Origin of the sequence: Lentzea tibetensis (assembly GCF_007845675.1) — a bacterium.
GTDB classification, from domain to species: Bacteria; Actinomycetota; Actinomycetes; order Mycobacteriales; family Pseudonocardiaceae; genus Lentzea; species Lentzea tibetensis.
In genome coordinates, this window is sequence record NZ_VOBR01000024.1 from 106,290 (window position 1) to 121,821 (window position 15,532).

Consider the following 15,532-nt stretch of genomic DNA (forward strand, 5'->3'; position numbering starts at 1 on the left):
GGCGGTTGCTGCCGCAGCGAGAAGCCGCGGCAGCAACCGTTCAGCGGCGAACCGGATCAGGTCCGGTGGGCGTACCACGTGTGTGCGGGGTTGCTGTTCTCCGCGAGGAGATCAGTCAGTTTCTTGTCGCGGTTGTTGGCCGTGTGGTAGGTCAGGTACAGCTCCTGCGCGTACGGCCCACCGCTGTCGTCACGCCAGGTCACGACCATGGAGTGGTCGATGATGTTGGCGCCGTCGTCGTGGAACCAGTCCACCTGGAGCACGTCCGCGAGGTCCATGAGCCACACGTTCTCCAGACCCGAGGTCCGCTTCGAGTAGATCTGGGCGAAGACGCCCCAGTTGTGCGCGCCCGCCCACGAGTAGCTGGTCAGGAACGTCTCACCAGGCCCGCCGCCGTAGAACCACTTGTCGGGGTCGTCGCGCTCGAAGATGCCGCTGCCGTTGAAGTCCCAGCCTCCGGACCGCATGACCTGCGAGATGAAGTTGGTGCAGTCGTTGTCCGGGTAGTCGCGGTACTCGGGGTTGCGGCCGTACGCCCAGACCCTGGCGTAGTTGACCATCCGGTAGTAGTCGTACGGCGGACCAGCCGCTCCCACCTCACCGCTGAGCACCTTCCGGCTGACGGCGGCAGTAGTCGGGTGCGACCGGTCCGTGTCGGACCACAGCGGCAGCTGGTCGGTCTTCGGCTCGGACGCGACCGGGGGCCTGCCCGACGCCACTTGGGTCGACGGGGCTGGTCCCGCCTGCAGGTGCGGCGTGGCCCTGGACATCGTCCAGCCGCCCTGACCGCGCACGAAGATGAACGTGTGTTCCAACCAGAACTGCTCGTGGTCAGGAGCCCCCGGTCCGTGCTGGACGAAGAACAGCTTCGTGCTCTCGGTCGCGTCCAGCTGGACGTTGGTGCTGTCGCCGGACCACTTCACGTCCTGCAGATCGACCGCCGCCGCCTTCTTGCCCCCGTTGGCCTGCCTGGACTTCTCGCGGCGTTCGTCCAGTCCGCGTGCCTCGGCGGCGAAGCGCTCGGACAGCGCGGAGCTGGTCCGCACGGACGTCATCGACTGCTGTGCCCTGACCGTGCCGACGACGAGGCGTTCCGCCCGCTCCTGCAGGTACTGCTGCGCGAGGCCGGCGACCTCCTTCTTCTGCTCGTCGGTCAGCACCGGCTCCGCCATCGAGTGCGGGGCCATTCCCATTAGCAAAGACCCGGCTGTGGCCGCGCCTAAGAGGGCGCTGAGCGCCTTATTCATTTGTCCCCCAGTTTCCCCAGTGCGTCATCACTTGCGGTGGCGACGGTCCTTCGAACGTAGCAGCAGGTCGGGGGGCTGTCGACCTTGTTGCGACACGTTGTTCACAGGTGAAAAACGGCCATTTGCGAGGCCCGGAAAGTCCAGTCGAGCGGGTTAATACGAGTCGAGAACGTTTCGTATATGTCCGAACGGTCAAAGTCCCAGGTCAGACCCTGTGACGTACGCCATTTGAGCGGGTTCTACACTGGCCGACGGCCTTGTGAATCACTTCACAACATGCTGAACAGGCTTGTGAAGTGTTTCACAAGCGTTTGTTAGGTCCGCCTAACAAACGAGAGCCGCACCAGGCCCCCTTAGGGTGCGGACGACCGCGAGGAAAGGACGACGGAGAGTGCTGGACCCTTACCTCCCCCTCGTATTGATGTTCGCCCTCGCCGGGGCGTTCGCCCTGTTCTCGGTGACGGCGGCCCCGTACATCGGACCCCGCCGCTACAACCGCGCCAAGCTGGACGCGTACGAGTGCGGCATCGAGCCGAGCCCGCAGCCGATCGTGGGTGGCGGCCGCATGCCGGTCGCGTACTACCTGACGGCGATGCTCTTCATCCTGTTCGACATCGAAATGGTGTTCCTCTACCCGTTCGCCGTCGCGGCGGACAAGCTCGGCCTCTTCGGGCTGGTGGAGATCGCCCTGTTCATCGCCACGGTCGGCTTCGCGTACGCCTACGTGTGGCGTCGCGGCGGCCTGGACTGGAACTGAGGAAGTCATGGGTCTCGAGGAGAAGCTCCCGAACGGCGTCCTGCTGGCCAGCGTCGAGAAGCTGGTCAACTGGACCCGCAAGTCCTCGCTCTGGCCTGCCACCTTCGGCCTGGCCTGCTGCGCCATCGAGATGATGACGACCGGCGGACCGCGGTACGACCTGGCGCGCTTCGGCATGGAGGTCTTCCGCGCATCGCCGCGGCAGGCCGACCTGATGATCGTCGCGGGCCGGGTGACCAACAAGATGGCACCGGTGCTGCGGCAGATCTACGACCAGATGCCCGAGCCGCGCTGGGTGCTGGCCATGGGCGTCTGCGCGAGCACCGGCGGCATGTTCAACAACTACGCCGTCGTGCAGGGCGTCGACCACGTGGTGCCGGTCGACATGTACCTGCCCGGCTGCCCGCCGCGTCCGGAGATGCTCATGGACGCGATCCTCAAGATCCACGCCAAGATCATGGACGAGCCGCTGAACGCGGTCAGGGCCAAGGCGCTCGCCGAGTCCGGTTACAGCACGGATCTCATCCCGTCCTCCGAGCGCTTTGCGAGGAAGAAGTGACCAAGCCAGGAGACGAGGGCTCCAGCGCCGACCGCGCTGTCGAAGGCCTCGAAACCACTGACGCCCGAGCCAAGGCGCCCGTCGCCGCCGGCCACGCCCGCAAGGGCATGTTCGGCGTCGCAGGCTCCGGTGACACGTCGGGCTTCGGCGGGTTGCGCCTGCCCGCGCACGTCGCGGCGCCGAGCGAGCGGCCGTACGGCGGCTGGTTCGACGAGGTCGCGGACGAGCTGTTCTCCGCGATCACCGACAAGGGCCTGCCGGCCGACACCGTGCAGCAGGTGACCGTCGACCGCGGCGAGATCACCTTCTACGTGCGCCCGGACCAGCTGCTCGAGGTCTGCCGGATCACCCGCGACGAGCCCACGCTGCGCTTCGAGCTGTGCAGCTCGGTGTCCGGTGTGGACTACGGCGCGGACGTGCCGCAACGGCTGCACTCGGTCTACCACCTGACGTCGATGACCTTCCGCCGCCGCATCCGGCTCGAGGTCGCCGTCGACGTCGAAAGCCCGCACATCCCCAGCGTCGTCGAGGTCTACCCGACGGCCGACTGGCAGGAGCGGGAGGCGTGGGACATGTTCGGGATCATCTACGACGGCCACCCGTCGCTGACCCGCATCCTCATGCCGGACGACTGGGACGGGCACCCCCAGCGCAAGGACTACCCGCTCGGCGGGATCCCGGTCGAGTACAAGGGCGCGGAGATCCCTCCGCCGGACCAGAGGCGGTCCTACTCATGAGCGAGCAGATGGACACCGCGCCGTCGCGCGAGACCACCGAGGGCACGGTCTACACCGTCTCCGGAGGCGACTGGGACGAGGTGCTCGACGAGGCGGCGGGTGACGAGCGCATCATCATGAACCTCGGCCCGCAGCACCCGTCGACGCACGGCGTGCTGCGCCTCGTCCTCGAGCTCGAGGGCGAGACGGTCACCCACGCCCGCAGCGTCATCGGCTACCTGCACACGGGCATCGAGAAGAACGTCGAGTACCGCAACTGGGTGCAGGGCGTCACCTTCGTGACCCGCATGGACTACCTGGCGCCGCTGCACAACGAGGCCGCGTACTGCATGGCCGTCGAGAAGCTCCTCGGCGTCACCGTGCCGGAACGCGCGCAGGTGATCCGGGTGCTCCTCATGGAGCTCAACCGGATCAGCTCGCACCTCGTCGCGCTCGCCACCGGCGGCATGGAGCTCGGCGCGCTCACCGGCATGACCTCAGGCTTCCGCGAGCGCGAGGAAGTGCTGCACCTGCTGGAGTTCCTCACCGGTCTCCGCATGAACCACGCGTTCATCCGGCCCGGCGGTGTGGCGCAGGACCTGCCGGACGGCTCGGTCGAGAAGATCCGCGACTTCATCAAGCTGATGAACAAGCGGCTGCCGGACTACGACAAGCTGCTCACGGGCCAGCCGATCTGGAAGAACCGCCTCGCGGGCATCGGCTACCTGCCCGTCGACGCGTGCCTCGCGCTCGGCATCACCGGCCCGATCCTGCGGTCCGCGGGCCTGCCGTGGGACCTGCGCAAGATCGAGCCGTACTGCGGTTACGAGACCTACGACTTCGACGTCCCCACGACGAACACGGCGGACGGCTTCGGCCGCTACCTGCTGCGCGTCGAGGAGATGCACCAGTCGCTGCGCATCATCAAGCAGGCGGCCGACCGGCTTGCCAAGCCGGGGCCGGTCATGGTCTCCGACGCCAAGATCGCGTGGCCCGCGCAGCTCACGATCGGCTCGGACGGCATGGGCAACTCGCTCGAGCACGTCCGCAAGATCATGGGCCAGTCCATGGAGTCCCTGATCCACCACTTCAAGCTGGTGACCGAGGGCTTCAGCGTTCCCGCGGGCCAGGTGTACGTGCCGATCGAGTCGCCGCGCGGCGAACTCGGCTACCACATCGTGTCCGACGGCGGCACGCGTCCGATGCGCGTGCACGTGCGGGAACCAAGCTTCGTGAACCTCCAGTCGATGCCCGCGATGTGCGAAGGCGGCATGGTCGCCGACGTCATCGCCGCCGTCGCCTCGATCGACCCGGTGATGGGTGGTTGCGACCGATGACCCAGACGTTCGACCAAACCTTCGACAAGGACATCGCGGAGAAGGCTCAGGCGATCATCGCCCGCTACCCGCAGTCCAGGTCCGCGCTGCTGCCGATGCTGCACCTCGTGCAGTCGGTGCAGGGCTACGTCAGCCAGGACGGCATCCGGTTCTGCGCGGCGCAGCTCGACCTGAGCGAGGCCGAGGTCAGCGCGGTTGCGACGTTCTACACCATGTACAAGCGCCGCCCGTGCGGCGAGCACCTGGTGAGCGTCTGCACGAACACGCTGTGCGCGGCACTGGGCGGCGACGCGATCTACGCGACCCTCAAGGACCACCTCAAGGTGGGCCACGAGGAGACCGCGGGCGAGCCGGGCGAGCCGGGCTCGATCACGCTGGAGCACGCCGAGTGCCTCGCCGCGTGCGACCTCGGCCCGGTTCTCCAGGTGAACTACGAGTTCTACGACAACCAGACGCCGGAGAAGGCGCTGGAACTCGTGAAGGCGTTGCAGGAGGGGGAGAAGCCCGCCCCCACCCGCGGTGCGCCGCTCACCGACTTCAAGCAGGCGGAGCTCCAGCTCGCCGGGTTCTTCGAGGGCCGCGACGCGGACCTCGACGGACCCTCCGCCGCCGAGGAAACCCTGCGCGGGGCCACGATCGCCGCCGAGCGCGGCTGGACCGCACCGTCCACGCCGGACAACGCGGAGTTCCCGCCGCTCCCGGAAAAGAAGTAGGGGACACCGAACATGGTTAGCCCACTGACTCCCGTTCTCACCAAGCGCTGGACCGAGCCCAGGTCCTGGACCATCGAGACGTACGAGCGCACCGACGGCTACACCGCGCTGCGCAAGGCGTTGACGGCCCACCCGGACCAGCTCATCCAGCAGTGCAAGGACTCAGGGCTGCGCGGCCGCGGCGGCGCCGGCTTCCCCACCGGCATGAAGTGGGGCTTCATCCCGCAGGGCGACGGCAAGCCGCACTACCTCGTCATCAACGCCGACGAGGGCGAGCCGGGCACCTGCAAGGACATCCCGCTGATGATGGCGGACCCGCACTCGCTCATCGAGGGCGTCATCATCACGTCGTACGCGATCCGCGCGAACTTCGCCGCGATCTACGTGCGCGGTGAGGTCCTGCACTGCATCCGCAGGCTCAACGCGGCGGTCAAGGAGGCCTACGCCAAGGGCTACCTCGGCAAGGACATCCTCGGCAGCGGCTTCGACCTCGACGTGGTGATCCACGCCGGCGCGGGCGCGTACATCTGCGGCGAGGAGACGGCACTGCTCGACTCGCTGGAGGGCAAGCGCGGCCAGCCGAGGCTGAAGCCGCCCTTCCCCGCGACGGCAGGGCTCTACGCCGCGCCGACGGTCGTGAACAACGTCGAGACCATCGCCAGCGTCCCGTTCATCGTCAACGGCGGCGCGGACTGGTTCCGCGAGATGGGCCGCGAGCGCTCGCCCGGCCCGAAGATCTTCTCGCTGTCCGGCCACGTCACGAACCCCGGCCAGTACGAGGCGCCGATGGGCACGACCCTGCGTGAGCTGCTGGACATGGCCGGTGGCATGAAGGACGGCATCCCGATCAAGTTCTGGACGCCGGGTGGCTCGTCCACGCCGCTGTTCACCGCCGAGCACCTCGACGTCCCGCTGGACTTCGAGGGCTGCGCCGAGGCCGGCTCGATGCTCGGCACGACCGCGCTGCAGATCTTCAACGAGACCGTGTCCGTGCCGTGGGCCGTCATGAAGTGGACGGAGTTCTACAAGCACGAGTCGTGCGGCAAGTGCACGCCGTGCCGCGAGGGCACGTACTGGCTCGTGCAGATCCTGCAGCGCATGGTGCGCGGCGAGGGCACCGCGGGCGACATCGACACCTTGCTCGACGTCTGCGACAACATCCTCGGCCGCTCGTTCTGCGCGCTCGGTGACGGCGCGGTCAGCCCGATCACCAGCGGCATCAAGTACTTCAAGGACGAGTTCCTCGCGCTGTGCGACCAGAACTCCAAGGCTTTGGCAGGAGCAAGCGCATGACCATCGCCCCTGACAAGACCACCGACAAGTCGACCGAGATCGTCGTCCCCGAAGGGCACGTGAAGCTCGTCATCGACGGCCTCGAGGTCGTCGCGCCCAAGGGCGAGCTGCTGATCCGCACGGCGGAACGACTCGGCATCGTCATCCCGCGGTTCTGCGACCACCCCCTCCTCGACCCGGCGGGCGCGTGCCGCCAGTGCCTCGTCGAGGTGGAGATGGGCGGCAGGCCCATGCCGAAGCCGCAGGCGTCCTGCACGATGACCGTCGCCGACGGCATGGTCGTCAAGACGCAGCTGACCTCGCCGGTCGCGGACAAGGCGCAGGCGGGTGTGATGGAGCTGCTGCTCATCAACCACCCGCTGGACTGCCCGATCTGCGACAAGGGCGGCGAGTGCCCGCTGCAGAACCAGGCGCTCGCGCACGGCCGCTCGGACTCGCGGTTCCACGAGCACAAGCGGACGTTCCCGAAGCCGATCAGCATCTCCACGCAGGTGCTGCTCGACCGCGAGCGCTGCGTGCTCTGCCAGCGCTGCACCCGGTTCTCCGCGCAGATCGCCGGTGACCCGTTCATCGAGCTGCTCGAGCGCGGCTCGCAGCAGCAGATCGGTGTGGCGAAGGACAAGCCGTTCCAGTCCTACTTCTCCGGCAACACCATCCAGATCTGCCCGGTGGGCGCTCTGACGAGTGCCGCGTACCGGTTCCGCGCCCGCCCGTTCGACCTGGTGTCGACGCCGAGCGTCTGCGAGCAGTGCTCGTCGGGCTGTGCCGAGCGCACGGACTGGCGGCGCGGCAAGGTGCAGCGCAAGCTCGCGGGCGACGACCCCGAGGTCAACGAGGAGTGGATCTGCGACAAGGGCCGCTTCGCGTTCCGCTACGCCACCGCCGACGACCGCTTCACGCGGCCGATGGTGCGCGACGCGGAGAGCGGCGAGCTGCGCGAGTCGTCGTGGACCGAGGCACTGCAGATCGCGGCGGCCGGTCTCGCGGAGACGCGGGACGCGAACGGCGTCGGCGTGCTCACCGGCGGCAGGCTGACCGTCGAGGACGCCTACGCGTACTCGAAGTTCGCCCGGATCGCACTGCGCACCAACGACATCGACTTCCGCGCCCGCCCGCACTCCGCGGAGGAGCTGGACTTCCTGACCAGCTCGGTCGTCGGCACCAACCCGGACAACGGCGTGACGTTCAAGGGCATCGAGGCCGCACCGGCCGCGCTGCTCGTCGCGTTCGAGCCCGAGGAGGAGGCGCCGATCGTCTTCCTGCGGCTGCGCAAGGCGGCCCGCAACAAGAAGACGAAGGTCTTCCACCTCGGCCAGTTCACCACCCCCGCGGTGGAGAAGACGTTCGGCACGCTCCTCGCGTGCGTGCCCGGTGGCGAGGCCGCCGCGCTGCACGGCCTGCCGGAGCACGCCTCCGACGTCGTCGACGAGCTGTCGAAGCCCGGCGCGGTGATCCTCGTCGGCGAGCGCGCCGCCGAGATCCCCGGCGCCTTCACGGCCGTCGTGAAGCTCGCCGAGCGCACCGGCGCCAAGGTCGCCTGGATCCCGCGTCGCGCGGGTGAACGGGGTGCGCTCGCGGTCGGCGCGACGCCGAACCTGCTGCCCGGTGGCCGGCTCGTCACCGACGCGGCCGCCCGCACCGAGGTCGAGCGGACCTGGGGTGTCGAGGAGGGCGTGATCTCGGCCAAGCCGGGGCGCGACACCACCGGCATCCTCACCGCGCTCGTCGCCGGCGAGCTGGACGGCCTCGTGGTCGGCGGCGTCGACCCGTTCGACCTGCCGGACCCGGAGCTGGCCGAGAAGGCGCTGAGCAAGGCGTCCTTCATCGTCAGCCTGGAGCTGCGGCCGAGCGCGGTCACCGCGCACGCGAACGTCGTGCTCCCGATCGCCCCCGCGGTCGAGAAGTCCGGCAGCTACCTCAACTGGGAAGGCCGCCACCGCGTCTTCGGCACCACGCTCGAAGGCACCGGCGCGCTGCCGGACTGCCGCGTGCTCGACACCCTCGCGGTGGAGATGGACGCGGACCTGTTCACGCAGACCCCGGCCGCGTCCGCGGCAGACCTCGCCCGCCTCGGCGACAACGTCAGCGCGGCCGCCGCGCCGAACGTGCCCGCCCCGCTGCTGTCCCCGCCCAAGGCGGGACAGGCGGTGCTGGCGACCTGGCGCCGGCTGATCGACAACGGGTCGCTGCAGGACGGCGAGCCGCACCTGGCTGGCACCGCCCGCCCGGTCGTGGCGAAGGTGTCTGAGGCGACCGCCGGGCACCTCGGCATCGAGCTGGGCGGCGAGATCACGGTCTCCACGGCACGCGGGTCCGTGACGCTGCCGGTCGAGGCGGACGACCTGCCGGACGGCGTCGTCTGGGTGCCGGCCAACTCCGGTGACGTCACGGTGCGACGCAACCTCGCGGCCGGTCACGGCTCCGTGGTCTCCGTCAGTGGAGGGAAGGCATGACCACCCAGGAACTCCTCGCTGACGACCCGATCTGGCTCATCCTGATCAAGGTCGTCGGGATCTTCGCCTTCCTCGTCGTCATGACCCTGTTCATGATCAACTGGGAGCGCAAGGTCGTCGCGCGCATGCAGCACCGGCCCGGCCCGAACCGGGTCGGCCCGAACGGCTGGCTCCAGTCGCTCGCGGACGGTCTGAAGCTCGCGTTCAAGGAGGACATCCGCCCGGTCCTCGCGGACAAGTGGGTGTTCTTCCTCGCCCCGGTGATCTCCTGCATCCCCGCGTTCCTCGCGTTCTCGGTGATCCCGCTCGGCGGCGAGGTCACCATGTTCGGCGAGAAGACCGCGCTGCAGCTGGTCGACCTCCCGGTCGGCGTGCTGGTCGTGCTCGCCTGCTCCTCGCTCGGCGTCTACGGCATCGTGCTGTCGGGCTGGGCGTCCGGCTCGCCGTACCCGCTGCTCGGCGCGCTGCGCTCGGCGGCGCAGGTGATCTCGTACGAGATCGCGATGGGTCTGTCGATCGTCGCGGTCGTCATGTACTCGCACTCGCTGTCCACCGCCGAGATCGTGAAGGCGCAGGAGTCCGGCTGGTTCGGCTGGCTGCTGTTCCCGAGCTTCCTGATCTACGTGATCTCGATGGTCGGCGAGACGAACCGCGCGCCGTTCGACCTCCCCGAGGCCGAGTCCGAGTTGGTCGGTGGTTTCCACACCGAGTACAGCTCGCTCAAGTTCGCGCTGTTCTTCCTCGCCGAGTACGTGAACATGGTGACGGTCTCCGCGCTCGCCACGACGCTGTTCCTCGGCGGCTGGCGCGCACCGTGGCCGCTGTCCGCGATCGGCGACGGCATGCTGAACACCGGCTGGTGGCCGCTCCTCTGGTTCGTCGGGAAGACGCTGTTCTTCCTGTTCATCTTCATCTGGCTGCGCGGCACGCTGCCCCGCCTGCGCTACGACCAGTTCATGCGCCTCGGCTGGAAGGTGCTCGTCCCGGCCAGCCTCATCTGGATCGTGCTCGTCGCCACCGTTCGCGCGTGGAAGACCGAGGGCGGTTTCACGACCCAGCAGCTGCTGATCGTGTTCGGCGTGGTGGTCGGCATCCTGCTGCTCGTCTCGGTGCTGCTGCCGGACAAGAAGCCGGTCGACCAGAACGCGGTCCCGCTCGCGGGCTGGGGCTACCCGGTGCCGCCGCTGGATCTCAAGGTCCCGAAGGCCGGCCCGAAGAAGTCGGTCAAGGCGGCCAAGCTGCCCAAGGAAAAGGCTGCGGTAACCAGTGGGAAGGAGGCCGGCGATGGGAATGCTTGATCCCGTCAAGGGCTTCGGAGTCACCTTCGCGACGATGTTCAAGAAGGTGGTGACCGAGGAGTACCCCGAGGTCAAGAAGGTCACCGCGCCGCGGTTCCACGGACGGCACCAGCTGAACCGGCACCCGGACGGCCTGGAGAAGTGCGTCGGCTGCGAGCTGTGCGCGTGGGCCTGCCCCGCGGACGCGATCTTCGTCGAGGGTGGCGACAACACCGAGGAAGAGCGCTACTCGCCCGGTGAGCGCTACGGCGCCGACTACCAGATCAACTACCTGCGGTGCATCGGCTGCGGCCTGTGCATCGAGGCGTGCCCGACCCGCTCGCTCACCATGACGAACGAGTTCGAGCTCGCCGACGACAACCGCCAGGACCTCATCTTCACCAAGGAGGACCTGCTCGCTCCGCTGCTGCCCGGCATGGAGCAGCCGCCGCACCCCATGCGGCTCGGCGACAACGAGCAGGACTACTACGTCAACGGTCCTGAGCTGGCCAAGGAGGCGCAGAAGTGAGCGCCGTCCTCAGCACGCTCCTGGCGCTGCAGCCCGACCCGGCCACCGCCGAGCGCGTCCCGGACGTGGTGACGACCGGTGAGGCCATCGCGTTCTGGGTGCTCGGCCCGCTGGCTCTCGCCGGTGCGCTCGGCATGCTGTTCGCGAAGAACGCCGTGCACTCCGCGCTGTGGCTGGTGCTCACGATGCTCAGCCTCGGTGTGCTGTACATGGTCCAGCAGGCGCCGTTCCTCGGCTTCGTGCAGATCATCGTCTACACCGGCGCGATCATGATGCTGTTCCTGTTCGTACTGATGATGGTCGGCAGGGACAGCTCGGACTCGGTCGTCGAGGTCCTCAGAGGACAGCGGCTCGCCGCGGCGGTGCTCGGCGTCGGTTTCGCCGGCCTCGTCGTCGGCTCGCTGGCCCGCGCGCTCACCGAGGTGCAGCCGGTCGGCCTGGTCGAGCAGAACACGGTCAACGGCGGCAACGTGGCCAACATCGGCGCGTCGCTGTTCACCGACTGGCTGTTCCCGTTCGAGCTCACGTCGGCGCTGCTGATCACGGCCGCGATCGGCGCGATGATCCTCGCGTTCTCCGACCGCCACGGGAAGGCGGGCAAGAAGACGCAGAAGCAGCTCGTCGAGGAGCGGTTCAAGACCACCCGCGTCGGCTCGCTGCCCGGTCCCGGTGTCTTCGCCACCGCGAACTCGGTGGCGACGCCCGCACTGCTGCCCGACGGTTCCGTCGCACCGGAGTCGTTGTCCGAGCTCATCGAGGCCACGGCCAAGGAGACGCTGGACGACGACGTCGCCGAGGTCGCGGGCACCGGGCACGAGGCTGACGCGCACGCGCTCAAGGGAGGCGAGTCGTGACCCCCACCTACTACCTCCTGTTGTCCGCGCTGCTGTTCAGCATCGGCGCGGTCGGAGTGCTGGTGCGCCGCAACGCCATCGTGGTGTTCATGTGCGTCGAGCTGATGCTCAACGCGGTGAACCTGAGCCTGGTGACGTTCGCGCGGATCAACGGCTCCCTCAACGGGCAGGTGATGGCCTTCTTCGTGATGGTCGTCGCCGCCGCCGAGGTCGTCGTCGGCCTCGCGATCATCATGTCGATCTTCCGGACGCGTCGCTCGGCCTCGGTCGACGACTCGAACCTGCTGAAGTACTGAGAGGTCACCGGTGACGGAACCTGTTGTCGCCAGCGGGATCGGCAGTCTCGCCTGGTTGCTGCTGGCGCTGCCCGCGTTCGGCGCGGCTGTGCTGCTGATCGGTGGCAAGCGCACGGACAAGTGGGGACACCTGCTCGGCTGCGCCACGATCATCGGCGCGTTCGTCTACGGCGCGGCGCTGTTCTTCTCCACCCTCGGTCAGACGGGGGAGCGGACCAGCGAGCTGAAGCTGTTCACGTGGATCGACGTGAACGCGCTGACCGTGGACTTCGCGCTGCGGCTCGACCCGCTGTCGCTGACGTTCGTGCTGCTGATCACCGGTGTGGGCTCGCTGATCCACATTTACTCGATCGGCTACATGGCGCACGAGGAAGGCCGCCGGAAGTTCTTCGGCTACCTGAACCTCTTCGTCGCGGCCATGCTGCTCCTGGTGCTGGGCAACGGTTTCGTGACCCTGTACTTCGGCTGGGAGGGCGTCGGTCTCGCCTCGTACCTGCTGATCGGCTGGTACCAGCACAAGCCGGAAGCCGCGTCCGCGGCCAAGAAGGCGTTCCTCATGAACCGCGTCGGCGACCTCGGTCTGGCGATCGCGATCTTCATGATGTTCAACCAGCTCGGGACCACGCAGTACACCGAGGTCTTCAGCCGGGTCGGCGAGTTCTCCTCGGGTGAGATCCTCGCGATCACGTTGCTGCTGCTCCTCGGTGCCTGCGGCAAGTCCGGTCAGTTCCCGCTCCAGGCGTGGTTGCCGGACGCCATGGCCGGTCCGACCCCGGTGTCCGCGCTCATCCACGCGGCAACGATGGTCACCGCGGGCGTGTACCTGATCGCCCGGTCCAACCCGATCTACAACCTCAGCGAGTCCGGCCGGCTGGTCGTCATGATCATCGGTGCGGTCACGCTGCTGATCGGCTGCATCATCGGTTGCGCCTACGACGACTTCAAGAAGGTCCTCGCGTACTCGACGGTCAGCCAGATCGGCTACATGATCCTGGCGGTCGGGCTCGGCCCGGTCGGCTACGCGCTGGGCATCATGCACCTGCTGACGCACGGCTTCTTCAAGGCCGGGCTGTTCCTCGGTGCCGGCTCGGTCATGCACGGCATGAACGACGAGGGCGACATCCGCCGCATGGGCGGTCTCGCCAAGCACCTCCCGATCACGTTCGTCACCTGGACGCTCGGGTACCTGGCGCTGATCGGCTTCCCGTTCCTGTCCGGCTACTTCTCGAAGGACGCGATCATCGCCGCGGCCTTCTCGGCGCACGGCTGGCAGGGCTACGTGTTCGGCGGCGTGGCGCTGCTCGGCGCCGGGCTCACCGCGTTCTACATGACGCGCCTGCTGATCCTCGTCTTCCTCGGCAAGCCGCGGTGGAAGGACCTGAAGTCCGAGGACGGTCGCGAGTACCACCCGCACGAGTCGCCGGTGTCGATGACGGCGCCGATGATCGTGCTGGCGATCGGCTCCGTCGGCGCCGGTTGGTGGTTCGCCACCGACAACCGGCTCGCGGAGTGGCTCGCACCTACGCTCGGCGAGCTGCGGGAGGAGCACGGCCTGCTGTCGCACGGCACGGTCGGGATCCTGACCGTCGCCATCTCGTTCGTCGGCGCCGGGCTCGCGTTCGTCCTCTTCGGACGCGGCACCCAGCCGGTCGAACGCCCGCTCCGGGTCTCCTTCCCGGTCCGCGCCGCCCGTGCCGACCTGTACGGCAACGCACTGAACGAGACGCTCTTCGCGCGGCCGGGCACCTGGCTCACCCGCGCGCTGGTGTTCATCGACATGAAGGGCGTCGACGGTCTGGTGAACGGGACCGCGGCGCTGCTCGGCGGTAGCTCCGGCCGGTTGCGCAGGCTGCAGACCGGGTTCGTCCGCTCCTACGCACTGTCCATGCTCCTGGGCACGTTCTTCGTGCTCGGAGCGCTCCTGGTGGTGAGGTACTCGTGAGCTGGGTCTTGATCGCACTGCTCGTGCTGCCGCTCGTCGGCGCACTCGTGGTGTCGTTGCCCTTCCTGCGTCGTGACGACGCGAAGGCGAAGCTCGTCGCACTGGCGTTCTCGGTCGCCGAGCTGCTGCTCGCGGTCGTGCTGTGGATCACCTACGAGCCGGGCGGTCCCCGCCTCCAGCTGACGAGCTCGGTCGACTGGATCGCGGGCTTCGGCGTGCACCTGTCGTTCGGCGTCGACGGCATCGCGCTCGTGATGATCGCGGTCATCGCGGTGCTGATCCCGCTGGTGATCGGCGCCGGCTGGGCGGAGAAGCTGCCGTCCGGCCGCAGTGCCGGTGGCTACCTCGGGCTGATCCTGTTGCAGGAGGCCATCACCGTCGCGGTGTTCGCGGCGACCGACGTCTTCCTGTTCTACGTCCTCTTCGAGGTCATGCTCATCCCGATGTACTTCCTGATCGGCGGCTACGGCGGCGCGCGCAGGCAGTACGCGGCGGTGAAGTTCTTCCTGTACTCGTTCCTCGGCGGCCTGATCATGCTGGCGTCGGCGATCGGGTGCTACGTGCTCGCGCAGGACAAGATCGGCAAGGGCACGTTCGACTGGGCGACCCTTGTGACCGTGGTCCGCGAGGCGGACACCTCCACGCAGATCTGGCTGTTCCTCGGCTTCTTCCTCGCGTTCGCGATCAAGGCGCCGCTCGTGCCGTTCCACACCTGGCTGCCCGACGCGGCCGCCGAGGCGCCCATCGGCGTCACGGTCATCGTCGTCGGCATCCTGGACAAGGTCGGCACGTTCGGCATGCTGCGCTACAACCTGCCGATGTTCCCGGAGGCCTCGAAGGCGCTCGCGCCGGTGGTGCTGGTCCTCGCGGTCGCCGGTGTCCTCTACGGATCGCTGCTCGCGACCGGGCAGCGGGACATGAAGCGGTTCCTGGCGTACGTGTCGATCGCGCACTTCGGCTTCATCGCGCTCGGCATCTTCTCGTTCACGTCGCAGGCCGGCGTGGGCTCCGTGTCGTACATGCTCAACCACAGCATCTCGACCGGCATGCTGATCCTGGTGATCGGCATGGTGATCGCGCGCGGCGGCTCGACGTCCATCGCGGACTACGGCGGCATGTCGAAGGTGGCGCCGCTGCTCGCCGGAATGCTGCTGCTGTCCGGCCTCACGACGTTGTCGCTGCCGGGCACCAACTCGTTCGTGAGCGAGTTCCTCGTGCTCATCGGCTCGTACCCGACGCAGCCGGTCTACACGATCCTGGCCACGCTGGGCATGGTGCTCGCCGCGCTGTACGTGCTGTGGCTCTACCAGCGGGTCATGACCGGCCCGCTGCGCGGTACGGCTCTGCTGTCCACCGGTGGACCCGGCGCGACGGTCGACCCGGAGAAGGCCCCCATCACGGATCTGAACAAGCGTGAGATCGCCGTGCTGGCGCCGCTCGTGGCGCTGGTGCTGCTGCTGGGTTTCTACCCGCAGCCGGTTCTGGACGTCGTCACCCCGTCCGTGGGGGCGACGTTGAGCGAGGTCGGCGTGACCGACCCGGTGCAGGAAGGCAAGTGA

General features: G+C 68.1%; 14 protein-coding genes. 13 read left to right on the forward strand and 1 reads right to left on the reverse strand.

Annotated elements, in window-relative coordinates:
* Positions 1–56: 56 nt before the first annotated feature.
* On the reverse strand, positions 57–1,187 hold the full coding sequence (locus tag FKR81_RS31290; RefSeq protein ID WP_186763271.1) for an amidase domain-containing protein: 1,131 nt from the start codon (positions 1,185–1,187) through the stop codon (positions 57–59).
* 451 nt (positions 1,188–1,638) lie between these two features.
* Here FKR81_RS31290 and FKR81_RS31295 point away from each other — a divergent pair, with 451 nt between their 5' ends.
* The 13 genes from FKR81_RS31295 to FKR81_RS31355 are packed head-to-tail and all read left to right on the forward strand — an operon-like array spanning position 1,639 to position 15,532.
* Positions 1,639–2,004 carry an NADH-quinone oxidoreductase subunit A gene (locus FKR81_RS31295; RefSeq protein ID WP_146357418.1) on the forward strand — a complete coding sequence of 122 codons (366 nt, stop codon included), beginning with the start codon at positions 1,639–1,641 and terminating at the stop codon, positions 2,002–2,004.
* Positions 2,005–2,011: 7 nt separating this feature from the next.
* Positions 2,012–2,563, forward strand: coding sequence for a NuoB/complex I 20 kDa subunit family protein (locus FKR81_RS31300; protein ID WP_146357420.1), 552 nt, complete (start codon positions 2,012–2,014; stop codon positions 2,561–2,563).
* On the forward strand, positions 2,560–3,300 hold the full coding sequence (locus FKR81_RS31305; protein WP_146357422.1) for an NADH-quinone oxidoreductase subunit C: 741 nt from the start codon (positions 2,560–2,562) through the stop codon (positions 3,298–3,300). Before FKR81_RS31300 ends, FKR81_RS31305 begins: the two co-directional genes overlap by 4 nt.
* Positions 3,297–4,616, forward strand: a complete 1,320-nt coding sequence (locus FKR81_RS31310) for an NADH-quinone oxidoreductase subunit D (RefSeq protein WP_146357424.1) — start codon at positions 3,297–3,299, stop codon at positions 4,614–4,616. The genes FKR81_RS31305 and FKR81_RS31310 overlap by 4 nt, the downstream gene beginning before the upstream one ends.
* Entirely contained in the window at positions 4,613–5,329 is a 717-nt protein-coding gene (gene nuoE / locus FKR81_RS31315) for an NADH-quinone oxidoreductase subunit NuoE (protein WP_146357426.1), read from the forward strand. Before FKR81_RS31310 ends, nuoE begins: the two co-directional genes overlap by 4 nt.
* A 12-nt stretch (positions 5,330–5,341) precedes the next feature.
* Complete coding sequence (nuoF, locus tag FKR81_RS31320; RefSeq protein WP_146357428.1) at positions 5,342–6,622, forward strand: NADH-quinone oxidoreductase subunit NuoF; 1,281 nt, start codon at positions 5,342–5,344, stop codon at positions 6,620–6,622.
* On the forward strand, positions 6,619–9,075 hold the full coding sequence (locus tag FKR81_RS31325) for an NADH-quinone oxidoreductase subunit G (RefSeq protein WP_146357430.1): 2,457 nt from the start codon (positions 6,619–6,621) through the stop codon (positions 9,073–9,075). The genes nuoF and FKR81_RS31325 overlap by 4 nt, the downstream gene beginning before the upstream one ends.
* Complete coding sequence (nuoH, locus tag FKR81_RS31330; protein WP_146357432.1) at positions 9,072–10,373, forward strand: NADH-quinone oxidoreductase subunit NuoH; 1,302 nt, start codon at positions 9,072–9,074, stop codon at positions 10,371–10,373. Before FKR81_RS31325 ends, nuoH begins: the two co-directional genes overlap by 4 nt.
* Positions 10,360–10,881 (forward strand): NADH-quinone oxidoreductase subunit NuoI, encoded by a 522-nt coding sequence (nuoI, locus tag FKR81_RS31335; protein ID WP_146357434.1) that lies wholly within the window; start codon positions 10,360–10,362, stop codon positions 10,879–10,881. Before nuoH ends, nuoI begins: the two co-directional genes overlap by 14 nt.
* 26 nt (positions 10,882–10,907) lie before the next feature.
* The gene (locus FKR81_RS31340; protein ID WP_146357492.1) at positions 10,908–11,735 is read left to right on the forward strand and encodes an NADH-quinone oxidoreductase subunit J; all 828 of its coding nucleotides are present in this window, start codon (positions 10,908–10,910) and stop codon (positions 11,733–11,735) included.
* Positions 11,732–12,031, forward strand: coding sequence for an NADH-quinone oxidoreductase subunit NuoK (gene nuoK, locus FKR81_RS31345; RefSeq protein ID WP_146357436.1), 300 nt, complete (start codon positions 11,732–11,734; stop codon positions 12,029–12,031). Before FKR81_RS31340 ends, nuoK begins: the two co-directional genes overlap by 4 nt.
* 10 nt (positions 12,032–12,041) lie before the next feature.
* Entirely contained in the window at positions 12,042–13,973 is a 1,932-nt protein-coding gene (gene nuoL / locus FKR81_RS31350; protein WP_235921869.1) for an NADH-quinone oxidoreductase subunit L, read from the forward strand.
* Complete coding sequence (locus FKR81_RS31355) at positions 13,970–15,532, forward strand: NADH-quinone oxidoreductase subunit M (protein ID WP_146357437.1); 1,563 nt, start codon at positions 13,970–13,972, stop codon at positions 15,530–15,532. Before nuoL ends, FKR81_RS31355 begins: the two co-directional genes overlap by 4 nt.